Origin of the sequence: Polaribacter glomeratus, from assembly GCF_002954665.1 — a bacterium.
Lineage (GTDB): Bacteria > Bacteroidota > Bacteroidia > Flavobacteriales > Flavobacteriaceae > Polaribacter > Polaribacter glomeratus.
Map to the genome: position 1 here is coordinate 1,564,672 of NZ_MSCM01000002.1, position 22,369 is coordinate 1,587,040.

The 22,369-nt window shown below is 28.6% G+C and carries 21 protein-coding genes and 1 tRNA gene; 10 read left to right on the top strand and 12 right to left on the bottom strand.

Going from position 1 to position 22,369, the window contains the following annotated elements; translation table 11 throughout:
• Positions 1-19 precede the first annotated feature (19 nt).
• Genes cdaA through BTO16_RS16955 form a run of 3 tightly spaced genes read right to left on the bottom strand, consistent with a single transcriptional unit; the run spans position 20 to position 2,233 of the window.
• Positions 20-796, bottom strand: coding sequence for a diadenylate cyclase CdaA (gene cdaA / locus BTO16_RS16945; RefSeq protein ID WP_105022822.1), 777 nt, complete (start codon positions 794-796; stop codon positions 20-22).
• Positions 797-829: 33 nt separating this feature from the next.
• Positions 830-1,651, bottom strand: a complete 822-nt coding sequence (gene folP, locus BTO16_RS16950) for a dihydropteroate synthase (protein WP_105022823.1) — start codon at positions 1,649-1,651, stop codon at positions 830-832.
• Positions 1,652-2,233 (bottom strand): LOG family protein, encoded by a 582-nt coding sequence (locus tag BTO16_RS16955; RefSeq protein ID WP_105022824.1) that lies wholly within the window; start codon positions 2,231-2,233, stop codon positions 1,652-1,654. It lies immediately after the preceding gene.
• An 84-nt stretch (positions 2,234-2,317) separates the two neighbouring features.
• Here BTO16_RS16955 and BTO16_RS16960 point away from each other — a divergent pair, with 84 nt between their 5' ends.
• Both BTO16_RS16960 and BTO16_RS16965 read left to right on the top strand, forming a co-directional pair.
• On the top strand, positions 2,318-2,851 hold the full coding sequence (locus tag BTO16_RS16960) for a DUF1599 domain-containing protein (RefSeq protein WP_105022825.1): 534 nt from the start codon (positions 2,318-2,320) through the stop codon (positions 2,849-2,851).
• A 65-nt stretch (positions 2,852-2,916) separates the two neighbouring features.
• Positions 2,917-3,903, top strand: a complete 987-nt coding sequence (locus BTO16_RS16965; RefSeq protein ID WP_105022826.1) for a DoxX family protein — start codon at positions 2,917-2,919, stop codon at positions 3,901-3,903.
• 5 nt (positions 3,904-3,908) lie between these two features.
• On the opposite strand, the gene BTO16_RS16970 is transcribed toward BTO16_RS16965, so the two are convergent.
• Positions 3,909-5,210 carry a voltage-gated chloride channel family protein gene (locus BTO16_RS16970; RefSeq protein WP_105022827.1) on the bottom strand — a complete coding sequence of 434 codons (1,302 nt, stop codon included), beginning with the start codon at positions 5,208-5,210 and terminating at the stop codon, positions 3,909-3,911.
• A 170-nt stretch (positions 5,211-5,380) separates the two neighbouring features.
• Between BTO16_RS16970 and BTO16_RS16975 the strand changes: the two genes are divergently transcribed.
• Positions 5,381-6,082 carry a crotonase/enoyl-CoA hydratase family protein gene (locus BTO16_RS16975; RefSeq protein WP_105022828.1) on the top strand — a complete coding sequence of 234 codons (702 nt, stop codon included), beginning with the start codon at positions 5,381-5,383 and terminating at the stop codon, positions 6,080-6,082.
• Between the two features lie 319 nt (positions 6,083-6,401).
• Here the strand turns inward: BTO16_RS16975 and BTO16_RS16980 are convergent, their stop codons facing one another.
• The 3 genes from BTO16_RS16980 to BTO16_RS16990 form a co-directional block, all read right to left on the bottom strand.
• A complete protein-coding gene (locus tag BTO16_RS16980; RefSeq protein WP_105022829.1) occupies positions 6,402-7,016 on the bottom strand; it encodes a DUF1684 domain-containing protein in 615 nt (204 codons plus the stop codon).
• Positions 7,017-7,034: 18 nt separating this feature from the next.
• Entirely contained in the window at positions 7,035-8,084 is a 1,050-nt protein-coding gene (locus BTO16_RS16985; protein WP_105022830.1) for an SMP-30/gluconolactonase/LRE family protein, read from the bottom strand.
• Between the two features lie 204 nt (positions 8,085-8,288).
• Positions 8,289-9,221 (bottom strand): calcium/sodium antiporter, encoded by a 933-nt coding sequence (locus tag BTO16_RS16990; RefSeq protein WP_105022831.1) that lies wholly within the window; start codon positions 9,219-9,221, stop codon positions 8,289-8,291.
• Between the two features lie 472 nt (positions 9,222-9,693).
• Between BTO16_RS16990 and BTO16_RS16995 the strand changes: the two genes are divergently transcribed.
• The 6 genes from BTO16_RS16995 to BTO16_RS17020 all read left to right on the top strand — a co-directional run bounded on the left by BTO16_RS16995 (position 9,694) and on the right by BTO16_RS17020 (position 15,718).
• The gene (locus BTO16_RS16995) at positions 9,694-9,846 is read left to right on the top strand and encodes an SsrA-binding protein (RefSeq protein WP_105022832.1); all 153 of its coding nucleotides are present in this window, start codon (positions 9,694-9,696) and stop codon (positions 9,844-9,846) included.
• 11 nt (positions 9,847-9,857) lie between these two features.
• On the top strand, positions 9,858-10,088 hold the full coding sequence (locus BTO16_RS17000; RefSeq protein WP_105022833.1) for a putative signal transducing protein: 231 nt from the start codon (positions 9,858-9,860) through the stop codon (positions 10,086-10,088).
• A gap of 58 nt (positions 10,089-10,146) precedes the next feature.
• Positions 10,147-10,223 (top strand) — tRNA-Arg (locus BTO16_RS17005).
• Positions 10,224-11,257: 1,034 nt separating this feature from the next.
• The gene (locus BTO16_RS17695; RefSeq protein WP_170064483.1) at positions 11,258-11,422 is read left to right on the top strand and encodes a hypothetical protein; all 165 of its coding nucleotides are present in this window, start codon (positions 11,258-11,260) and stop codon (positions 11,420-11,422) included.
• A 141-nt stretch (positions 11,423-11,563) separates the two neighbouring features.
• Positions 11,564-15,343, top strand: a complete 3,780-nt coding sequence (locus tag BTO16_RS17015) for a type IIG restriction enzyme/methyltransferase (RefSeq protein WP_105022835.1) — start codon at positions 11,564-11,566, stop codon at positions 15,341-15,343.
• Positions 15,344-15,346: 3 nt separating this feature from the next.
• Entirely contained in the window at positions 15,347-15,718 is a 372-nt protein-coding gene (locus BTO16_RS17020) for a hypothetical protein (RefSeq protein WP_105022836.1), read from the top strand.
• A 351-nt stretch (positions 15,719-16,069) separates the two neighbouring features.
• Here the strand turns inward: BTO16_RS17020 and BTO16_RS17025 are convergent, their stop codons facing one another.
• The 5 genes from BTO16_RS17025 to BTO16_RS17045 all read right to left on the bottom strand — a co-directional run bounded on the left by BTO16_RS17025 (position 16,070) and on the right by BTO16_RS17045 (position 20,989).
• Positions 16,070-16,957: a BT4734/BF3469 family protein gene (locus tag BTO16_RS17025; RefSeq protein ID WP_105022837.1), complete on the bottom strand. Its 888-nt coding sequence runs from the start codon at positions 16,955-16,957 to the stop codon at positions 16,070-16,072.
• Between the two features lie 112 nt (positions 16,958-17,069).
• Positions 17,070-18,224 (bottom strand): AAA family ATPase, encoded by a 1,155-nt coding sequence (locus BTO16_RS17030; protein ID WP_105022838.1) that lies wholly within the window; start codon positions 18,222-18,224, stop codon positions 17,070-17,072.
• A 2-nt stretch (positions 18,225-18,226) separates the two neighbouring features.
• The gene (locus BTO16_RS17035) at positions 18,227-18,601 is read right to left on the bottom strand and encodes a helix-turn-helix domain-containing protein (protein WP_105022839.1); all 375 of its coding nucleotides are present in this window, start codon (positions 18,599-18,601) and stop codon (positions 18,227-18,229) included.
• A 123-nt stretch (positions 18,602-18,724) separates the two neighbouring features.
• Positions 18,725-19,744: a hypothetical protein gene (locus BTO16_RS17040; RefSeq protein WP_105022840.1), complete on the bottom strand. Its 1,020-nt coding sequence runs from the start codon at positions 19,742-19,744 to the stop codon at positions 18,725-18,727.
• Complete coding sequence (locus BTO16_RS17045; RefSeq protein WP_105022841.1) at positions 19,745-20,989, bottom strand: tyrosine-type recombinase/integrase; 1,245 nt, start codon at positions 20,987-20,989, stop codon at positions 19,745-19,747. It abuts the gene before it with no gap.
• A 696-nt stretch (positions 20,990-21,685) separates the two neighbouring features.
• Between BTO16_RS17045 and BTO16_RS17055 the strand changes: the two genes are divergently transcribed.
• Positions 21,686-22,279 carry a hypothetical protein gene (locus tag BTO16_RS17055; protein WP_105022843.1) on the top strand — a complete coding sequence of 198 codons (594 nt, stop codon included), beginning with the start codon at positions 21,686-21,688 and terminating at the stop codon, positions 22,277-22,279.
• Positions 22,280-22,369: the final 90 nt, after the last annotated feature.

The window sequence follows — 22,369 nt, forward strand, 5'->3', positions numbered from 1 at the left end:
TAAGCAATGTGTGCTTTTATTATGCTAAATCTTTTTTAAGCTTTTCGTCAAGTTCATCATGATTTTTAAACAGCACAAACTCGCCATCTTTTATATAAGAAATTTCGCCAGTTTCTTCGGAAACTAATAAACAAACTGCGTCTGTTTTTTCACTTACACCAATAGCAGCTCTGTGTCTTAACCCAAATCTTGCAGGTATTTTTGTGCTATCAGAAATAGGTAAAACAACTCTAGTTGCAACTACATAGTTATCTCTAATAATAGTTGCGCCGTCATGTAAAGGACTGTTTTTAAAGAAGATACTTTCTAAGATTACCTCGTTTACAAGCGCATTCATAGAGTCTCCATTATTTATTAAAAAGTCTAAGCTGTTAGTTCTTTCTATAACAATTAAAGCACCTGTTTTGGTTTTGGCCATATTGCTACAAGCTTTTAAAATTTTATCCGTGTCGATTTCAATATTGATTTCTGATTGCAAAAATTTTAACTGATTTAAAAAGCTTTTTTTAGTGGTATAATTTGTAGTTCCAATCATCAGTAAGAATTTTCTAATTTCTTGTTGAAAAACAATAATTAATGCAATAACACCACCCGAAAGTAAGTAGCCCAAAATGCCACTTAACATTTCCATTTTTAAAGCCTGTGTAATTTGCCAGATTAAAAAGATAAAGGCAATACCAATAACAATATTGATAGCTACAGTACCTCTTAGCAGTTTGTAAACGTAGTATAATAAAATTGCAACAAGTACAATGTCTAAAATATCTAAGAAAGAAAAGTCAATAAAATCTAGCATGAAAATTGGTTGATTTTATGTAAAAGTACAAAATTAATTAAGTTGCTCCACAATTTTAACTGCTTCAATAGCTTCTTTTACATCGTGAACTCTTAAAATACTTGCACCGTTTAAAAGTGCTATTGTATTTGCTGATGTAGTTGCGTTTAGAGCCTGTTGCGCATTAATACCTAAGGTTTTATAGAGCATAGATTTACGAGAAATTCCTGCTAAAATTGGTGCATCTAAACTTTTAAAAAGCGATAAATTCTTTAAAATTTCAAAATTGTGTTGTGTAGTTTTTCCAAATCCAAAACCCATATCAATAATAATATCATTTAATTTTAGTTGATGAAGTTTAAAAATTTGCTCAGCAAAAAATAAAATAATTTCTTGAATCACATCTTTATAAACAGGGTTTTGCTGCATCTTTTGTGGCGTACCTAACATATGCATTAAAATATAAGGAACTTGCAAGTCTGCAACCGTTTCAAACATTTTTGCATCCATTTTTCCGCCAGAAATATCATTGATAATTGCGGCGCCAGCATTGACGGTTTCTTTAGCTATTTTGCTTCTAAAAGTATCTACAGAAATAATAATTTCAGGAAATTTTTTTATCAGCAATTCTATAACCGGAACAATTCTTTTAAGTTCTTCGGTTTCCGAAATGTGTTGAGCACCTGGTCTAGAAGAGTATGCGCCAACGTCGATAAAAGTGGCACCTTCAAAAAGCATTTTTTCTGTTTGTAAAAGAATCTCTTTTTTGTTTTGAAATTTTCCTCCATCAAAAAAAGAATCAGGTGTAATATTTAAAATTCCCATCACTTTTGGTGATGATAAATCTACTAAGTTTCCTTTACAATTTATCGTCATTTAACGTACAACTTTATTAATTACATGACTTAATTTAGGTGCTTGGTAGCTGTTCATTTTATTCATTAATTCAGTAACAGTATTTGCTACGATTAACAATTTTAGATTTTGAGGTTTAATATATCCTTCTTCTACCATTTTATTTAATTGTAATAAAGTAGCATCAAAAAAACCATTTACATTTAAGAGCCCAACAGGTTTTTGTTCTATTTGTAATTGGTTTAAAGTTAGGGCTTCAAAAAGTTCATCTAATGTGCCAAAACCACCAGGAAGTGTAATGTAACCATCTACTAATTTGCTCATAATTACCTTACGCTCACTCATTTTTTTACAAACTATCATTTCTTCAACTCCGGCGTGAACAACTTCTTCTTTTTCTAATAATTTAGGAATTACCCCAATAACTTCGCCTTCTTTAGCAAGAATTGTATCAGAAAGAATGCCCATCATTCCAATTTTTCCGCCACCATACACTAAACCAATAGTGTTGTTTGCAAAATAGTTTCCAAGCTCAATGGCAGCTTCTTTGTAAATAGGATTAAAACCCAAACTTGAGCCACAAAAAACGACAATTTTATTCATTTGTATAATTGATAAATTCACAGTAAAAATAAAGGAATTACGTTTAAGTTTTACTATTTTTGAAGAAATACTTTTTTTCCAAAAATGCAAGATACATCAAAACAATATGATGCTGTAATTGAAGATTGCAGAAGTTTATTTATAAAAAAAATGTCTGATTACGGCAGCGCGTGGCGTATTTTACGTTTACCATCTTTAACAGATCAGATATTTATAAAAGCACAGAGAACGCGGCAGTTGCAAGAAAATGAAGTGAGAATGGTTGATGAAGGTGAGAAGTCTGAATTTATTGGGATCATAAATTATTCTATAATGGCGTTAATTCAATTAGAAAAAGGAGTTGTAGAAACTCCGGATTTATCAACTGAAGAAGCTACTATTTTATATGATAAACACAGTAAAATTGCCAAGGAATTGATGATGAATAAAAATCATGATTATGGCGAAGTTTGGAGAGAAATGAGAATTTCATCTTTAACAGATTTGATTTTACAAAAATTATTACGCGTTAAACAAATTGAAGATAATAAAGGTAAAACCTTAGTTTCGGAAGGTATTGATGCTAATTACCAAGACATGATTAATTATGCTGTTTTTGCAATGATTCATTTGGGGTAATTAGTTTTTACTTAAAAAATAAAAGTTTTTACAGACACTATTCGTTAAAATAAATACTATTTTTTATGAGAAAAGCTCAGATCACATTTACATTTATCTTGGTTCAAATAGCAAGAGTATTAGTAGGAGTTTTATTTATATTTTCGGGCTTTGTAAAGCTTGTAGATCCAATTGGTTCTCAATATAAATTTGAAGAATATTTTTCTGAGGGTGTTTTAAATATGGAGTTTTTAGTTCCGTATGCACTTCCATTTGTAATTTTTTTAATTATAGCAGAGATCGTTTTAGGTGTTGCACTTTTAGTAGGTTACAAATCTAAATTAACCGTAAGAAGTTTAACGGCAATGATTCTTTTCTTTTTGTTTTTAACTTTTTATTCTGCCTACTATAATAAGGTTACAGATTGTGGCTGTTTTGGCGATGCGATTAAATTAGAACCATGGGAAACTTTCTTTAAAGATGTTATTTTAACAATTTTGATACTCTTTTTAAGTTATAAAACCACTTTAATTAAGCCAATTACAACAACCTGGTTGCCAGGTAAATTTGTGTTTTGGTCTTTAGCTATATCTTGTTTTATTACCTATTATGTATTGGCACATTTACCAATTATAGATTTTAGAGCTTATGCAATTGGTAAAAATATTTCTGAAGGAATGAAATATAAGGATGACGGAAAAATACCGCCTGTTCATGACTTTATGCTAGAAGATACTCAAAATGATTTAGCTCCAGAAATTCTAAAAATGGAAAAAGTGATGTTGGTAATCGCATCTAATTTGAATAAATCAGAATTTGAAGGTTTTCCAGAAATTAAGATAATTGCAGATCAAGCTATTAAAAAAGGGTACAAGGTTTATGGCGTTTCGGCTTCTTTTTCTGATATTATAGAGTTGACAAAAAGAAAATTTGAGTTGCCTTTTGAGTTTTTATTTTGTGATGAAACAACTTTAAAAACGATGATTAGAGCAAATCCAGGAATTATCATTTTAAACAAAGGTACCGTAGTAGGCAAAAAAAATTGGAACGATGCAGAAGATTTAGAATTGTAATTTTTTTACTTTTTATTCCTTTTATTTTCAATTTCTGTTAGAGATAGTCCTTTTTCACTGTTAAAAGATAAATGTTTTGGACTTCCAATAGTTTGAGACGTATAAATACCAGAATGACCAGAAAATAAATAGGACGTTGTGCAGGCTAGTGCAATAAAAACTCCAGATTCAATTCCAAATAATTCTATACCCATTATAGTACATGCTATTGGCGTGTTTGTTGCTCCTGCAAAAACAGCAACAAATCCCATTCCTGCTAATAAACCCATTGGTAATGGAATAAACCAAATTAACACATTTCCTAAAGTTGCGCCTATAAAGAACAAAGGCGTTACTTCGCCTCCTTTAAATCCGGCGCCTAAAGTGAATGAGGTGAATATTATTTTTAATAAAAAATCATAAGAATTCAAATCAATATTAAAAGCATCAACAATTGTTGGCACACCAAGACCTATGTATTTTGTAGTGCCCATAAAATAAACAACAAGTGCTAAAACAGCGCCGCCAATTAAAGGTCGAAGAGGAGGATACTTTATATATTTTTTAAATAAATTACCCCAAAAGTGTGTAGATTTTGAAAACAGCATACTTACCAATCCAAAAATAATACCCGCTAATAAAGACCATAAAATGGTTGTTAGTGTTAATTCTGAAACGGATGAAATAGTATAATGGGTGTGATGAGAAATTTGCCAAATATCACAAAAATAGGTTGCAAAAATAGCCGCTAAAAAGCTTGGTATAATAGCATCAAATTTTATTCGGCCAATAACCATAACTTCGAGCGCAAAAATAGCACCAGCTAAAGGTGTTCCAAAAACGGATGAAAAACCCGCACTTATACCTGCAACCAATATAATTTTTCTATCTAAATTAGAAAGTTTAAAAATTTTAGTAAACTGGTCTGCAATTGCACCACCAATTTGCACTGCAGTTCCTTCCCGACCTGCAGAACCACCAAATAAATGTGTAAGAATAGTTCCTAAAAAGACTAAAGGAGCCATTTTAAAGGGTATTATTTTTTTAGGAGAATGAAATTCTTCTAGCAATAAATTGTTTCCTTTTACAACGCTTTCCCCATATAAATGATAGGATAAGCCAATGATAAAACCACCAATTGGTAATAATGCAATAATCCACAGATTAGCTTCTCTATAATTTGTTGCCCATTCTAAAGTCCATAAAAAAACAGCAGATGCACTGCCTGTAAATGCACCTATTAGTAAACAAATAAATGTCCATTTTAACAGAAAAAACAAAGAAGAGCTTTGTTTAAAAGAAAGAAAGAATCTTTTAATTTTATCCATATTTTTTAGATTCTCATATATTAAAGTAGTGCAAATTTTTTAATTTGAGAAAGGCAAATTTAAACAAATAAAAATAAAGAGTATCTGTATTTTAAAGTATCATTTTACACCTAAAGATGTTGCTTTTTAAAATTTTATTGTAAATTGTTTCCAGTTTTAAAACAAAAATAATGAACGAATTTGTAGCATATCAATCAGAAGAAAATTACACAATTATTACCATAAATAACGGGAAAGCAAATGCAATTTCTCATGAAGTTATAGCGGGTTTAAATGCAAGCTTAGACAAAGCCGAACAAGAAGATAAGATTGTTATTTTAACAGGAACTACTGGCATTTTTTCTGGAGGATTTGATTTAAAAGTGATGACGAAATCACCGGAATCTGCAAAAGAATTAGTTACAAAAGGGTCAAAATTATCACTAAGAATGTTGTCTTTCTCCAAGCCAATTATTATTGCTTGTAATGGTCATGCAATTGCAAAAGGTGCTTTTTTATTATTGTCTGCAGATTATAGAATAGGAGTAGAAGGCGATTATAAAATTGGTTTAAACGAAGTGATGATCGGTATGACGATGCACAATGCTGGGATTGCCATCGCAAAGTCTAGACTTTCTGAAGTTTATATAAATAGAAGTGTAAATAATGCAGAGATTTTTAGTTCTAAAGATGCACTTACCGCTGGTTTTTTAGATGTAATTGTGCCTGAAGATCAGCTGTTACCAACAGCAATTAAAGTGGCAGAAATGTTTGCAAAACTTAATAAAAAAGCACATGCGGCAACAAAACTAAGAGTTAGAAAACCACATTTAGAAGCTTTAGCAGTTGCAATTGAGCTAGATTTAGCTGGAGAAATCTCTTTAAATTCTTAACTTTTTTACAAGTTAATTATTGTTTTTTTTAGTTGAAGTCTAAAAGCCTGGTTTAAATATTAAATAGTGAGTTTTATTGCTTAAAATTTAAATCAGGATTAAGCTTATTTACTAATAATGTTGGTTTTAATATGAATTTAACTATTCTAGAAACGAACAGTTATAATCTAAACTGATTTTTAAGTTAAGCTTAATACTAATTGAAACCGTTTGAAAACTGTTGATTTTTTTTATAAGTTAGATTTATTTCGTTTTTGGTTTTTTTTTAGGTGAACAGCGAAAAAATTCTATAGAAAAAAGTAGGGAAAAACTTCAAAAATTAATGTTTTTTAAAAACTTTTACGCCCGCTTTAATTTCAATATCTAAATGATTTTTTCTTGGTGTTAAAGGGCAAGAGTATTTTTCATTGTAGGCACAATAAGGGTTGTAGGTGTTGTTAAAGTTAAGTTTTATGGTACCGTCAGGATTTTCATCAGTTATCATTACGTCCATATAACGGCCGCCTCCGTAAGAGTCTTCGCCAGAAGTATCATCAGTAAAAGGTAAAAAGAGATAGTCTTTGTATTTTGCGTCACTTAAGTCATCTTGACTTTGGTAAATTGTTAGTTCAAAATCTTTATTTTTTAAGGTAAAATTTAAGATTCCATACTCTTTATACAAAGGTTTTCTGTCGGTAGTTGTTGCCATTTCAAACGTTGGCGCATTTGCTATTTTTGTCAATTTTGCAGTTACTATAAAAGTAGAATCTACCTTATAAAAATCTAAACCTTTGAAATTTTTTAAATCTTTGGTTTTTAAAGGTGATTTTGATGCGTCTTTATAACTTGCATTTAATTCTTGTTGATATTCAGTATCACCCATTAAGGGGCGTTTGTCTTGCGAGTTGCAAGATGCAATTAATAATAAACAGAAAAGTAACATGATTTTTTTCATAGTTGCTAAAGTATATAATTAGTTGGAATTTCTTTTTAAAACCAGAAAATAATTGTCCATGACATTGCCTGCTAAAATGATGTTACTAAAAGGTGCAGCAACAGTTGAGCCAGACATTTTAGCGCCGTTATCCATAAAAACTTGGTTAATTTTATAATCTCCTTTTTTGGTGTATTTTATTTTGATGATTTCTGATGGCGCTATTTTTTTGTTACCTTTTGCATACGAAGCAAATTGCAATAAATTAGGATGAGCACCAATCCATAAATCATTATTTTTATCAATTTCAATATTATCGACACCTGTTTTACAATCAATATCTTCTATAAAAGTTAGCGTGTTATCTTTATTTTTCAGATACACTTTTACTAAAAATTTTCTAGGTGAAGCCACAAAAACTAAATTCCGCTTAGTATCTAAATTTATGCCATTTGCATAGGCAATTCCGTTGGCTACCTCTGTGTAGTTTTTGCCATCAAAATACATAACATTAGAAACTGAAAGACCTAAATAATCTTCTGCTAAACGCTGAACGCCGTTTTTGTATTTGTGATCATTTGTAAAATAAAATTGATTTTCGTCGAGTAAAACAATATCATTAGGACTATGTATTTGGTCGTCTTTTAATGTTTTTTTGTGTATTAATTGTTTATCAACTAAGGAGAAGATCTCAATAAATTCGCCATTAATAGTATGATTAATCGCAGCAATTGTAGTTGCACCTTCTTTTTGAAATATAGAAATTCCGTGAGGTGCAAAAGGTTTTGTAAAATCCTTGGTTAGAAGAACAGGTTTGTAGCTGTCACCTTTTAAATCCATAAAATATAAACCGCCCGATTCTTGGCTACTATTAGGTAATTTGTTTCTTTTGGTAGCTGAAATTATAGCAAAACTATCTATTTTACTGACGGTAATATCTTCGGCGCCTGCAATATTTATTTTCTGAATTACTTCTCCATCAAATTTGTTTTCTATAGATCTAAAAAATCCTGTGGATATAAAAATATCTGTGACAAAAAGTAATATTAGTATAATAGTTGCATAAAAAAGTCTTTTCTTGAATTTCATCCTTTTAATTACTTTTGATAAAAATACAACTTTCAATTATTTTATGCACTTTATTTTAGTAATCAAAAATAGATAAAGAAAAGGTAGTAGCTATTATATTAATAAATTGCATTAAAATCAATAAGAATAGACTTCTATACTGTTTCTTATTATGTAAAATAAAGAAAAAGGGTGCATTTATCAACCTAGAAAAAAGCTGTTCTTTTATATTGTTTGATAAATAAAAACACAATAAGCTAGTATTAACAACAAGCCTTCTTTCCATCCTAAACTTAATTTTTCTTTAAGAAAAACTAGCGGTAAAAGAATAAACGAAATTCCAAGCATCCAAAATATATCGTTCGTTAAAAGTCTTTCATCAGTAATAGAAATTGGTGTAATTATAGACGTAATACCTATAACCGCAAAAATATTAAAGATATTTGAACCTATTAAATTCCCTAAAGAAATAGCCTTTTCCTTTCTAAGTACGGCAATAATAGATGCTGTTAATTCAGGTATACTTGTACCAATAGAAACAACTGTAACAGCAATAACGCGCTCTGTAACACCGTATTGTAGTGCTAGAGCAGTAGCTCCTTTTATTAATAATTCTGATCCGCCATAAAGACCTAAACCTCCTAAAACAAAAAATAAAACAGTTTTATAGAGTGGCAAGGGTACATCGTCTTCTGGTAATTCGTCTATAACTGCTGTTTTCTGAAATTTTAAAAGATAAATTAAAAACACGATTAGTAAAGAAAATAGAATTATTCCTTCATATTGTTCAATTACTTTACCTGTTGATAAAAATAAATAGAGTAGTGCAGAGGCAATCATCATTATTGGCCAATCAACTTTATAAAAACCTTTTGTAATATACATAGATCCAAAAAGTAGCGTAATACCTAATACCAAACCTAAATTTGCAATATTAGAGCCAATTACGTTACCTAAAGCTAAATCTGACGAGCCATTTAAAGCAGCATTTATACTAACAATAAGTTCTGGAGCCGAAGTAGCAAATGAAACTACCGTCATTCCAATAATAATTTTAGGAATTTCTAACTTTAAAGATAAAGCAACAGCTGATTTTAAGAGCCAGTTACCACCTAAAATCAATAAAACTAAACCCCCAATTATTAGTAAAAAATTCATCTATTTTAATTTATCGCGAAGATACATTTTTAGCGCTTTATAGAAAACTTAAATAAAAAAAGTCCTTTTGAGACTATAAAAAATGATCATTTCTAATTTGTTTTTTTAAAAACGATAAAATCTATGCTTTGCTATCTTATAATTTTAATGATAAGTAGTGTAATGGTTATACATTGTAATGTAATTGTAGGTTTAGTGGTTTCTTATCATAACAATATTCTATTATTTTGTATAAAATTAAATTGAATAACTTGGACAGAAAACTTAGGTAGGAGTAATGCAGTTGGTATATATTGAAAAAGTAATTGTGAAATTAATCTTATATACAAACTATTTATGATGATAGTAATTGCTGTAAAATAATTACTGACAGTATACTTGTCGTTTTATTTAAGTAAGTTTGATAAGACTTTTTACAAAAACCGATTTGTTGTTTATTTTCATTAGATTTGATAATGTAACAAAGAAAAAAATGAAATTACAGATTTTTAAAATCTTAGCTAGAGTTAATAAAGCTATTTTGCCGTCTTATACAAAACAAAAGTTAGACATTTCTAAAGCAACTAAATTTCAATTGATCATTATTGGTTGGAGAGCTTTTGTAACAATAAACTCACTTAATTAAAATATAAAATTATGACAACAGAACATACGAAACTATTTACCGGATCTAATATTATTGTAAATGGCGTAAAAAACTTATTGGATACAGAAGATATAAGTTACATTATAAAGGATAGATTTGAATCTGCTAGATTAGGAGGTTTTGGAGAACAAATGGATACTGTTGAAGTTCATGTGTTAGATACTGATGTAGAAAAAGCAAAAACAATCATTAATGCATATAAAGCAAAAATAAACGAATAAAAAACGAGTCTATATTTCCTTATTAATAAAAATGCTATTATATTTGCACCCGATTTAAGGCCATGTGGCGCAACTGAATAGCGCACTTGATTACGGCTCAAGAGGTTACTGGTTTGAATCCAGTCATGGTCACCAGTAAAACCAGTACTTTACAACGTTTTTGTAAATTACTGGTTTTTTATTTGCCCGCAATTTGCCCATAATATTTAAAATTAGAAATATTTTGGAGCATAGTGTATTTAGATTTTGAACGCAACGGCAATTAAAATGTTCGGGATTAAATTTAATACTTATTGCAACGGCTAATGGCTATCATTTATAGTTGTTGAAATAACTACCAGAAGTTACCGCAATAAAAAATCTCCAACTATTGCATCAGAATGGTATTTGTTAAAATTTACCAGCATACGCCAACGAGTGTTACAATAAAACACTAACGCCTACCAAAACTCATTAATGCGCATTGCAACGTCTACTAACAAGTGTTGCAATAAAAAATCAAAGGCTACGAAAGAGCAACAACACCAACAAATATAAATAAGAGTTGCAACATTCATAACGGCAATCAATAGCTATCAACAGATCTCGATAAGTATTGCTAAAGGTGTTGATTGGTATTGCAATGAACACTCCTAATGGTATTGCTAGCAACTAAAAACAAAGGGTTAAATATCTTAATTATAAGCAATACTGCAATGCTCGTTAGTGTGCAATAAGCATTGCAAATGGTATTGCGAACAACGACACTTAAAAGGTTAAACAAGTTAATTGTAAGCAATACTGCAATACTATTTATTGCAAAGAGTATTGCTAGCGACCATACTTAAAAGGTTAAACAAGTTAATTGTAAGCAATACTGTTTATTGCAAAGAGTATTGCAAAGAGTATTGCAAAGAGTATTGCAAAGAGTATTGCAAGTGGTATTGCTAGCGACTAAACCACAAGGGTTGAGCAAGTTAATTGTAACCAATATCGCAATACTCGGTATTGTTACACTTTTGCAAATAGTATTGCTAGTAATTAAACTTATGGGGTTAAACAATCTAATTACAAGCAATACTGCAATACAGGCATCTCTTTCTAAGTCATCATTTATGTAAAAAATAGACAGCAATGTGGAAACCCGTATTAATAAACGGTTAGTTGTAGATTTCCTGAAAATTAAAAATATGGAACATGCAATTAAACAAATATTAAGCACAGTAAATTCTTTCCCAAAAATTTGTAAAATTTCTATTTCAAAAGAAAAGGTAATTACTTTTCATTACAACAAGGTTAAAGAAAAGCACAAAAACAAGTTTACAGACGCAATTGAGTTACTTGTTTGGTGCTAGGATAACTTACCTAGCAAATTTTAACTACTGTCATATAAATACAAAATATTCTATATTATGGTAATTAAAAAAATCTTAAACGTTAAGTTTTTTAATAATAATATTCTATTTTTAGCCTTGAAAAAGTAAAGAGTACTATCTATGAATAAGATTAATACAAGAAAAGCATTAAATCCTGCATACAGAAAACACAAACCATTAAGAAAAGAGGTTACCAATTTTATAGTTCAGTTGCAAGATTGCATAAATGCCGTAAAATTAAGTGATGATAATGGCGAAAGTGAAGAACACATAAAATCTCATTTTACTACTTTTTTTAATACTACTTTTTATGCAGATAATTATATCAATACAAAAGACAGAATAGATCTTGCAATCTATACAGAAAACAATGCAAAATCAGATGTTGGTGTAATCATAGAAGCAAAAAAACCAAGTAACAAATCAGAATTTTTAAGACAAGACAGCCTTAACAAGAAAGCATTACAAGAGCTATTATTGTATTATTTAAGAGAAAGATTAGATAATAACAACAACAACATAAAACACTTAATTGCTACAAATGGCTATGAATGGTATTTATTTAAAGGCGAAGATTTTTACAATTACTTCTTTAAAAATAAAGCATTAATAAAAGAATACGAATCCTTTAGAGATGGCTTAAAAGACACTAGTAAAAACGAACTATTTTATAATGAGATAGCAAAAAAATATATTGCTCAAGTAGAAGAACAATTACCATTTGTTTATTTAGATTTTACGCAAACCAATTTAAGTAAATTAAATGATGGTCATTTAAATACATTGTACAAAATATTTTCTGATGTACATATTCTAGGGCATCCTTTTGGTAATGACAGCAACCAATTAAACAAAACCTTCTATAACGAGTTATTACATATAATTGGTTTAGAAGAGGTAAAAGACAAAGGCAAAAAAGTCATCAATCGTAAAGTAGCAAAAGAAAGAGATTATGCATCATTATTAGAAAACACAATATTTCATATAGAAGATAGAGATTACTTGTCTAGCATAAAAAGTATTTCTAATCCAAAAGACAAAGCCTTTAATGCAGGTTTAGAATTATGCTTAACTTGGGTAAATAGAATATTGTTTTTAAAACTACTAGAATCTCAATTACTAACCTATCATCAAAAAGATGAAAAATATAAGTTTTTAAATGCTAAATTTATAAATGGCTTTGATGATTTAAACGATTTGTTTTTCTCTGCATTGGCAAAACCAATAGATGAAAGACATCCAAAATACAAAGAGAAATACAAAGACATACCCTATTTAAATAGTTCGTTATTTGAAAGAAGTATTTTAGAAAATGAAGCCTTTGAAATTTCTGCATTAAACAATGATAACATTGCTATTTACAGCGGTACTGTTTTAAAAGATGCTACAGGTAAAAAGCAAAAAGGCAAATTACCTACATTAGAGTATCTCTTTCAGTTTTTAGATGCCTATGATTTTGCTACCGATGGTAATGAAGGTATTGAAGACAATTTAGAAACCAAATCTTTAATTAATGCATCTGTATTAGGTCTAATTTTTGAAAAAATAAACGGATACAAAGAAGGTTCTTTTTATACACCTGCATACATAACAATGTATATGTGTAGAGAAACGATAAGAAGAGCTGTAATACAGAAATTTAAAGAACAAGAAGAAGCGCAAATAGAAACCTTTGAAGACTTACAATCCTATTGTAGTAGATTGTTTAAAGTAGATGATTTAAAGCGTTTAAATACAGTTGTAAATAGTTTAAAAATATGTGACCCAGCAGTAGGTTCTGGTCACTTTTTAGTAAGTGCATTAAATGAATTAATTGTTGTAAAAAACGAACTACGCATTTTAATTGATGCAAAAGGAGTGCCTTTGCGTTGCGATATAGAAATTGTAAATGATGAGTTATATGTAATTGATTATAAAGGCTTATTATTCGAATACAACCCAAAAGATAAAGAAAGCATAAGAATACAACACACCTTATTTCACGAAAAGCAAACACTTATAGAAAACTGTTTGTTTGGGGTGGATATTAACCCAAATTCTGTAAAGATATGTAGACTGCGTTTATGGATAGAACTCCTTAAAAACGCTTATTACACACCAGAGAATAGACTACAAACGCTACCAAATATAGATATTAATATAAAATGTGGCAACTCTTTAATTAGCCGTTTTAATTTAGATGATGACTTAAAAGATGCTTTTAAAAATAAAGAAATAAATTACACTTTTTTAGACTACAAAAATGCTGTTTTAGAATACAAAGAAACCAATAGTAAAGAACGTAAAAGAGAAGTTTTACAAATTATCGATGAGGTTAAGAATAATTTTAAAAGCACATTAGATAAATCCTTTTTGGTTAAATATGAAGAAGCACAAGGAAAATTAATTAACGAACAAGAAAGACAAAAAAACCTAAAAACCTTTGGCGAAAAAATTAAAAAAACAGAAAAAGATGCGCTGAAAAAATTAAAGACCAAAGCAGAAAAAACATTTTTAGAAAAAGAAGAAATAGTAAACAATGCTATTTATCACAATGCGTTTGAGTGGCGCTTTGAATTTCCAGAAGTATTAGCAGAAGATGGTGGGTATATTGGTTTTGACGCTATTATTGGTAATCCGCCTTATATTAAAGAACGGGATGCAAAAGATATTTTTGAGCCAATACGCAAAAGCCCTAAATGGCAAGAGTACCTTCAAGGTAAAATGGATTTATGGTATTTCTTTTTACATCAAGCTTTCAATATAGCTAACAAAACTGCATATATTTCTTACATAACAAATTCTTATTGGATGAAAAGTGATGGCTCTAAAAGACTTATAAATAGAGTTTTTAATGAAAAAACTTTAAACGAGATTATTTATTTTGATGATTACCCCATTTTTGAAGAAGTTTCTGGAAAGCATATGATTCACTCTTACTTTAATTCATTAGTTAATAATGATTATGAAGTAAAATTAGTTTTAGTTAATACAGAAGAGTTTAGTAAAGACATAAACAATGAGGTTGTAACATACTATAATAATAAAGGAATAGTAGATAACGACTCTATCAATTTAAATGTTAGTTCAAACGAATTATTTAAAGACACTATTGAATTAGATGAATTATATAGTACTTCTGTTGGCATACAAGAAAGTTCTGATAAAGTTGCTGCTAAAAATATTCCAACCGCATTAGAATCTGAATTTAACGGCGGTGAAGGTGTTTTTGTTCTTAATAAAAGTGAGGTAGAAAATTTAAACTTAAACGAAAGTGAACTTACTATATTAAAACCATATCTAAATACTAATAATGTTGTAAAGTATGGTGTAAACTTCACAGATGAGTATTTAATCTTTTCAGACAAACATATTAGAGAAGATATTAAAGAAAATAAATACCCTAACCTAAAAAACCATTTAGATAATGTAAGCCCATTTATAACGTCTTCCAACGCTCCTTATGGCTTACACAGAGATAGGAGTTCTAAAATAAACCCTTTTGATATTCCAAAAATTATTTGTCCAGGGATGTTTAAATCACCACATTTTACTTTTGATGACAAAAAATATTATGTAGGTTTTTCGTTTTCTGTAATATGGCAAAAAAATAAAGACTATGATTTGAAATATCTTTTAGCTATTATTAATTCAAAACTTGGTGAATATTGGTTTAATTCAAATGGTAAAAAAAGAGGTGTTGGTGTAGATATTGGCGTGAAAGTATTTAGGCAGTTTCCAGTAAAAAAAGCTTTATTAAAACAGCAAGAAATTATAATAAATTTAGTGGATAAGGCTTTATTTTATAAACAAGAAAACTCAAAAGCAGACACTTCAATTTTAGAAAAAGAGATAGACCAAATGGTTTATAAGTTATATGGTTTAACAGTAGAAGAAATTGCAATTGTAGAAAATAGTTAGGTTATGGAAAAATCAGAAGAAGAAATAAAAGAATGGAAAGAATATCGTTTGTCAATTCTTGAGCAAAAAAGTAAAAGTGATGATGACTTTGAAAAGTATATTACTTTTATTGCTGCAGGTGGTTTAGGTTTAACACTTACATTTATTGATAAAATAAGTCCTCTTCACACATCTATTTGTGTCTGGCTTATTGTGATGGGCTGGTTTATGCTTGCTAGCACACTTTTTATAAATTTACTATCCCATTATCTTTCAAGCCGCTTTAATGAAAAAACTGTTCAAAATATAGACGATACTTTGTCATATGAAGAACTTATTAATAATATTGATAGGCGTAATAAGACAATATCAAATTTAAATCTATCATCTTATTAGGGTTAGGGATACTTTTTATATTAATTTTCACTACAGTAAACGCATATAATAATGGTTAAACAAAATAAGCCGAAACCAAGCACTAGACCTTCAGAAAAAGAAGAAAGAGGTAATAAAGGTCGTACTACTCCAAAGCCCCCGATAAAACCAAAAGATAAATCTAATAAATAAAAATATATGGCAAAGCAAAACTCAGAAGGTAAAACAAAAAACGGTAAAATTGATTTAGGTAGGACTACTCTAAAACCTAATAATTCATTAAAACCAAAAGAAGTAAAACCTAAAAAATAATTTCATAAATTTAATACAATTATTGCAAACGCATTAAAAAAGGAATAATGTTTTGAGTAATTAAATAGTTACATTATTTAATTTGCAGAAGTAAAAAAATGTACCAATGCCGTAAGGATATTTTGTTTTCATAGAATGAGTATATTGGTTTTCTGTTTTTCGCTCGTCGTAAATGTTGCTCATTCTGCTTAAAATATGAAAATAATCTCTTCCGTTTTCTCCAAATTCATTTGCAATACTGCAACAAATTGGAAACCAAGTTTGATAGTTTCCCGTAATATCAATTCCTCTATTTTGTATTATATTTATACATTTTTCAACGGTATTTTTAGTGGTTTCAGAATCGTTAGTTTTTAAATATGTTGCTCGTGTTTGTTTCTTTTTTTGGTGCTTTAATACTTGATTAAATGTTGTTGCAGAATGATTAAAATATGCATCATCGTCGCAAGAATAACCGCGAAGTCTTGAAACATCCTTACAGCTAACGTCTATGTGTATTCCTAAATATTTAAACTTTAAATACAACGCTTCAAAATGTTGTGTATGTTCTGTAGGATTACTTATAGGTATCAACCCCCAAAAACCATTTCCAGAAACAGATAAACCACAATAAGCTATTTCTTTTATTTTTCTAATTTCATTTTTTAAATCTGAATAGTTGGTGATATGTAGATTATCTTTAAAATCAATGTCAAACTGAATAAAGCCAGAATGTTTTATTAGACTTTGAGAATTTCTTTTAGTAAATAAACCACTAGGTGTAATTGCTGGAAGTTTAGATTTTAGTGTTTTTTTTGTTGCGTCATCTGTTGTGTTTCTAATTTCTTCCACTTCCTTGCGGTGCACTTTAGAGTTTAACCAATCCAATAAGTTAACTTCTATAGGTTCAGTTGCTCTATAATTTGCAAAAGCACTAATCTTGATATTTAGTATTGATTTTTTTATCATATTTTAATGTTCTTTTTAGTTTAATAAGTAAGTTAGTTAAGTTGTTCAATTAACTAACTTACTTCTTTTATAGTAGTTGGTTGGTTGGTTATATGCGTACACATAGGTTTAACTAACCAACTCTAATATTCGCTGAAAGTTTAAATGGTGACTGCTGGTTTTCTTTAATTATCATATTAGCTCTTTCGTAAAAAGTTTTCCAATCTCTAATTGCTGCATTTCCAATATTAATGCTATGTTTTGCTAAAATGTCTTTTAAAAAGCGTTGAAAATCCGTGCTTAAAAGTTCTGTTTTACCGTTGAAAACTTCATTTAAGATTGTTATATGAACATCTTTATCAACATCTCTAGGGTGCCTTATTTTACTATCATTGTTGTTGCTATTAGTTGTGAAATCCACAAAATAAGGTAATCCATCTTTGTTAACAGAAAAACTTATTGGTGCAATATCTCTATCTCTACTGTGAGATGGAGTAACATTAGAAATATCTCCATCTTTATCAACGGATAAAACTGTTTCTGCTTTTTGTAAAATAATACTGCCTAAATGTCCTTTTGCATTATTATCGCCTTTATTTTGATGTAAAATTGTGATAATATGAATATTTAGTTCAGCCGTCCACTTCATTAAATCATTAACGATATTAATAGCGCTTTCTTCATTATTATAGCCAATAATAAGATCTGCAATACCATCAATAATGACTAATTTTACGCCTTTTGTATTGTAAATGGCTTCTTTAATTATCTCAGTTCTTTCTTTTGGAGAAAAGGGTCTTAAACAGTAGCACTTATAATACTTTTCACTAATTTGATTATTACCAATTAATATGATGATTCTTTTTGAAACTTTTTGAGTATGGTACCTACTTTGTTCTGTATCAAAATGCAAAATGGTAGTATTGGCGATTTCTGTTTTAATTCTTTGAAATTGACCATCTACATCTAAAGCTGCTGCGATTAGCATTGATAAAAAAAAAGTTTTTTTACTCTTTGGTTTTCCTGTAATACAAGAAAAATTACCTAAAGTACCAAATGAAATATCATCAACACTTAAAATTGTAGGTGGTTTCTCAATAACTGAAAAAGGGTCTATTTCTGCTTCTTTTAAAAGTTCTTTTATGGTTTTTAGTTCATTTTGGTAATGATTGCTGTTGAAACTTAAACCTTCCGCTATCTTTACTTCAACCGCAGTTTCTTGAAATTGATTTTTAACAACATCATTAGTTCCGCCAACAACTCCCTCTAATTTTTTTGAATTCTCCATAGCTATTTTTTAGTTTTAGTTAATGAAGTTTTTGTTTTGCGGCTGTTATACTTTTTTACTTTGTTACAAAAAAAGGTGTCAGTTTCAGCTTCAATTTCGGTAATCGTTTTTTGTTTTCCTTGTCTTATCCAATCAGTAATTTCGGATTTGAAGAAGAATAAACGATTGTTCTTTTTGTGGTACGGAATTTTGTTAAATCGGCAATACTCGTAAATAGTTTGCTTTTTATATCCTGTAAGTTTTTCAACTCCATCAATTTTAATTGGTGTTTCATCTCCAATTGTAGTTTCTGCTTTATTTAGCAATAAAGCTTTTAATTCTTTGAGGTCTTTTTTTGCCTCTGCAACATCAAGTTGCATTCTTTCAAAATCTACCATTATTACGGGTTTAAATTTTTTTATTCCGTAATATTAATGAGTGTTAAGAATGTTTAATAGAAGTTCGTAATGTACGTACTCAAATACGTATTTCTGTATTAATTCTGTACTTTTTAGTACTATTTAGTAGTTTTTAGCAAAATTATTTTTCACTTTTTGTGTATTAAAACCCTCAAAATATATACCTAAAAGTTCTGCGTAGTTTATTTGTTTTCCATGTGGTTTAGCGGCAACAATTCGATAATATTTGTAGAAAATATTAATTATGTTACCTATATCTATTTTTATGAAAGTAAACTTTTCTTTTGGCAGTTCCTTATCTTGAAAAGCTAGTAAAAGATATTTTTCTAAATCTACTTTTGTTAAGTATCCTTTTTTTACAAGGGAATCATTAAAATAGTTGTAAACAGTATTTTTATCTATTTTATCAAAATTGTTTTCGAAGTTAAAAGATACAGGTGTTGAGACTTCTTCTATTTCCTTTAGTTTCTCATCAATGATTATTTTTTTATCAAAGTATTTTTTTTTGTTTTTTATGTGTTTTTTTATTACGCAGGGCTTTTTCTTGTAGTTGTAGAAAATAGAAATTTGGCTGTCTATTGAATTTATACTGTCACCTAATTTATTCAAATATTCTAAATTTTTTAAATCAATATTTTGCGATAATATATGATTTATACTTCTAAAGTCAAATTCAGTAAAATTTGCTATCATTTTTTCATAATCATAAAATAATAATTCATCTTTTATTGAAAATAAGTTTAGGCAATTTATTACTAATGAATTTTTATCTTGTTCATGAATTGAACTACCTCTAACTTCAATATTTGCAATAATAATATAACAAGCAAAATTAAAAGTTGGATGCATATGGTTTATGCAATTCATCAAACAACCATTACAGGAAGTATTTTCTTGTTTGTTTATAAAATAATCTGGATGAATTTTATACAGTTTGATCAAAGAGATAAAAAGGTTATAATCTTCCAAATAATCTTTAATTAAACACAAATGATGCTTAACTTTTTTCTTTACTGAATAAAAATACTCATCTAATAATTCTGGATTAAGAACAATTTCAATGTCGTAAATATTTTTAAAATCTTTTGTTAGGGTTAAAATTTTTTCTATTCTATTTTCCATTTAAAAATCCATTATAGTGTTAGCAAATTCTTTTTTGGTTTCATCTTCAAACCCTGCAAAATAGTTATCTGTTACTTCCATACTGCTGTGATTAAGAGCTTCACTTATAAACTCTTTAGATACTCCTTTTCGTATAGAATTTGTTGCAAATGAATGGCGCGCCCAATAGCTGGAAATGTCATTGGGTATTTCTATTCTTTTGGCAATTTTTTTTATATGGTCATTAATATACCTAGTGTAGTTTTTTATTTTTTTATATTCTGTTAAATTGTCATCTTTTTCACTTACAATATTAAACACAAAACCTGTTTTTTTCTTATTTCCGTATTTTTCAATTACGTAGCTTGTAAATTCGGTTAAATAAATGGTTATTTTCGTTTTTTCTGCCGATTTATCTAGTGTTTTGGCTCTATAATAATTAAATTTATCAGATTCAAAATCTGAATATTTTAAAAGTGCAATATCTTTTAAATTCATGCCATTACAAGCAAAGCTAAAAAACCAAAAGTCTTTACATTTTACTTCATTATCATTTAAAGTTTCGGCACTATATAAAGTTTTTAGTTGTTGTGAGTTTAGTGCTTTTTTTACTTTTTTAGTTCTTGGTATTTTGTATTTGTTTTTACCAAATGGGTAAATATCAATACTAATGTCATTATTTTCTATGGCAACATTAAATACTACCCTTAATGTTCTGGTGTAGATTGCTACTGTAGTGTAGCTTTTACCTTTATCCAACATGAATTTTTCGTATTCTTTAAGCCAACTAACATCAATAAGGCTAAATGTTAGTTTTTCTATGTTTACGTTTTTTTTGTCTTTAATAAATTCGGCTAAAGAGTTTAAAGTGTATTTGTAACTTTCTGCTGTACCAATTTTATTATCATCCATTTTGTTTTTTATGATAGTATCAAAATAATATTTCACACTATTTTTATCAGACGATTTTCTAAATAGGCGATTTTCAAATCTATCAAAGTCAAAAACAGTCATTTGTTTTGCTTCTTCATTTGCTCTAGATTCAATTGCTTTAAGTTTTATTTCAAGTTCTTTTTTTGCACCTCTAAAGCTTTTGTTTTCTGGGTTCTTCCATACCTCAATATATTCATCTTCAGATAAATCAATGTAAAGCGGATAACGTTTGTCTTTTTTTAATTGCCTGTTAAATGCTCTTAATTTAACAGGGTAGGTTCCGTTACCTTTTTTACGTCTTTTATCTAATACTATTGAAATGGTGTAAATCATTGCCTATTTATTTAAAACAAAGATAATCATTTGCCCACGATTTGCCCACAAAAATCAGTATTAGACAAATAATAGAACATACTGAATAGTATTAAAATAATTTAACTAACTGATATTAAGCATTGTTAAATAATAAACCATAATAGACATGTGGTGTAAAAATTGATTACGGCTCAAGAGGTTACTGGTTTGAATCCAGTCATGGTCACTGAAACTCACCTTTATTAAAGGTGAGTTTTTTAATTAAATTGAGCAGATAGTTGCTTTTTCTTTAAATAATAGTAAGTATTATAAAGTAGCAAGGCATCAATGTTAAATTTTTTATTATCGACCAATTAATAGAAATTATAATTTTAAATTCCTATATTTGTTATTAATCATATATCTATTATGGTAGATATTTAGTTATTTAATAAGTCCTAAACCCCCAAACATGGATAAGATAAAAACTAATATTAAGTCAAGTTTCAGTAAATTAGTTAAAAGATATTTCTTTCAACAATCTTATTTTACCAAAAAAAACCTCTCTAAAAATTTAAGTTTATCCAATCAAAAAGAATTTATGTCTTTAAATTCCGTTTATTACCGTGTTTTTAAAAATACGAGCAAATATCAATTTGCAAATGTTTACGCTTTTTTAGTTACTAGTTTATTTTTTAGTAATGCTCTTTTAATGAATCTTTTAAATGAAAAGGCATGAATAAATTAACAGTAAAATCAAAACAAATTTTATTTGTAGTTTCTAATTTAGAAAAAAAACATAAAATAATAACTTATGTTTCTTTACTATTCTTGACTGTTTCCACCTATTTTTTAAGAGGAGAAAACCAAGACGTTAAAATTGAGTCTGCTACTTTAAAAGAAAAAAATTTAGGTTTACAGCAGAACTTAATTATTTTTAATAGAGATTATGAAACATTTCCTTTACCGCTATGGCAAAAGGTAAAAAGAGGTAATCATTTTGTAATGAATTACGTAAATCCTGAATTTATGAAAATAGTAGGACATAATTTTAATTATGATAAGTACCAAATTATGGGTAAGAATAACTTTGAGTTATTTCCTAAATTTACTGCTCAACTTTATTATGAAAATGACGTTGCTGTCTCTATTACTGGCGATAAATTAAATGTTATCGAAAAGATTATTGATAAAGATGGTAATACGATAGAAGTTAAAGTTATAAAATGGAGAGATATTAAAGATAATAAGGATACACTTATTTATGGTATGATACGAGAAGTGTTGCCATTAAAAAAAGTTATTAAGGATGTTGCCAAAGAAAATTAAGCTAATTAAAAAAGACCTTGAACATGTTCAAGGCCTTTTCGTCTAACCAAACTTAGTATAAAAACTAACTACTAATACTTTCTTCTTTCG

What these genes read in the sequence shown, in the direction of transcription:
- BTO16_RS16955 (WP_105022824.1), bottom strand. Translation starts at nt 2,233, where the DNA reads ATGAATAAAATTGTCGTTTTTTGTGGCTCAAGTTTGGGTTTTAATCCT.
- BTO16_RS17055 (WP_105022843.1), top strand. Translation starts at nt 21,686, where the DNA reads ATGAATAAATTAACAGTAAAATCAAAACAAATTTTATTTGTAGTTTCT.
- BTO16_RS17020 (WP_105022836.1), top strand. Translation starts at nt 15,347, where the DNA reads ATGGAAAAATCAGAAGAAGAAATAAAAGAATGGAAAGAATATCGTTTG.
- BTO16_RS17035 (WP_105022839.1), bottom strand. Translation starts at nt 18,601, where the DNA reads ATGGTAGATTTTGAAAGAATGCAACTTGATGTTGCAGAGGCAAAAAAA.
- BTO16_RS16975 (WP_105022828.1), top strand. Translation starts at nt 5,381, where the DNA reads ATGAACGAATTTGTAGCATATCAATCAGAAGAAAATTACACAATTATT.
- folP (WP_105022823.1), bottom strand. Translation starts at nt 1,651, where the DNA reads ATGACGATAAATTGTAAAGGAAACTTAGTAGATTTATCATCACCAAAA.
- BTO16_RS17040 (WP_105022840.1), bottom strand. Translation starts at nt 19,744, where the DNA reads ATGGAAAATAGAATAGAAAAAATTTTAACCCTAACAAAAGATTTTAAA.
- BTO16_RS16985 (WP_105022830.1), bottom strand. Translation starts at nt 8,084, where the DNA reads ATGAAATTCAAGAAAAGACTTTTTTATGCAACTATTATACTAATATTA.
- cdaA (WP_105022822.1), bottom strand. Translation starts at nt 796, where the DNA reads ATGCTAGATTTTATTGACTTTTCTTTCTTAGATATTTTAGACATTGTA.
- BTO16_RS16995 (WP_105022832.1), top strand. Translation starts at nt 9,694, where the DNA reads ATGAAATTACAGATTTTTAAAATCTTAGCTAGAGTTAATAAAGCTATT.
- BTO16_RS16965 (WP_105022826.1), top strand. Translation starts at nt 2,917, where the DNA reads ATGAGAAAAGCTCAGATCACATTTACATTTATCTTGGTTCAAATAGCA.
- BTO16_RS16970 (WP_105022827.1), bottom strand. Translation starts at nt 5,210, where the DNA reads ATGGATAAAATTAAAAGATTCTTTCTTTCTTTTAAACAAAGCTCTTCT.
- BTO16_RS16960 (WP_105022825.1), top strand. Translation starts at nt 2,318, where the DNA reads ATGCAAGATACATCAAAACAATATGATGCTGTAATTGAAGATTGCAGA.
- BTO16_RS17000 (WP_105022833.1), top strand. Translation starts at nt 9,858, where the DNA reads ATGACAACAGAACATACGAAACTATTTACCGGATCTAATATTATTGTA.
- BTO16_RS17030 (WP_105022838.1), bottom strand. Translation starts at nt 18,224, where the DNA reads ATGGAGAATTCAAAAAAATTAGAGGGAGTTGTTGGCGGAACTAATGAT.
- BTO16_RS17045 (WP_105022841.1), bottom strand. Translation starts at nt 20,989, where the DNA reads ATGATTTACACCATTTCAATAGTATTAGATAAAAGACGTAAAAAAGGT.
- BTO16_RS16980 (WP_105022829.1), bottom strand. Translation starts at nt 7,016, where the DNA reads ATGAAAAAAATCATGTTACTTTTCTGTTTATTATTAATTGCATCTTGC.
- BTO16_RS17015 (WP_105022835.1), top strand. Translation starts at nt 11,564, where the DNA reads ATGAATAAGATTAATACAAGAAAAGCATTAAATCCTGCATACAGAAAA.
- BTO16_RS17695 (WP_170064483.1), top strand. Translation starts at nt 11,258, where the DNA reads ATGGAACATGCAATTAAACAAATATTAAGCACAGTAAATTCTTTCCCA.
- BTO16_RS16990 (WP_105022831.1), bottom strand. Translation starts at nt 9,221, where the DNA reads ATGAATTTTTTACTAATAATTGGGGGTTTAGTTTTATTGATTTTAGGT.
- BTO16_RS17025 (WP_105022837.1), bottom strand. Translation starts at nt 16,957, where the DNA reads ATGATAAAAAAATCAATACTAAATATCAAGATTAGTGCTTTTGCAAAT.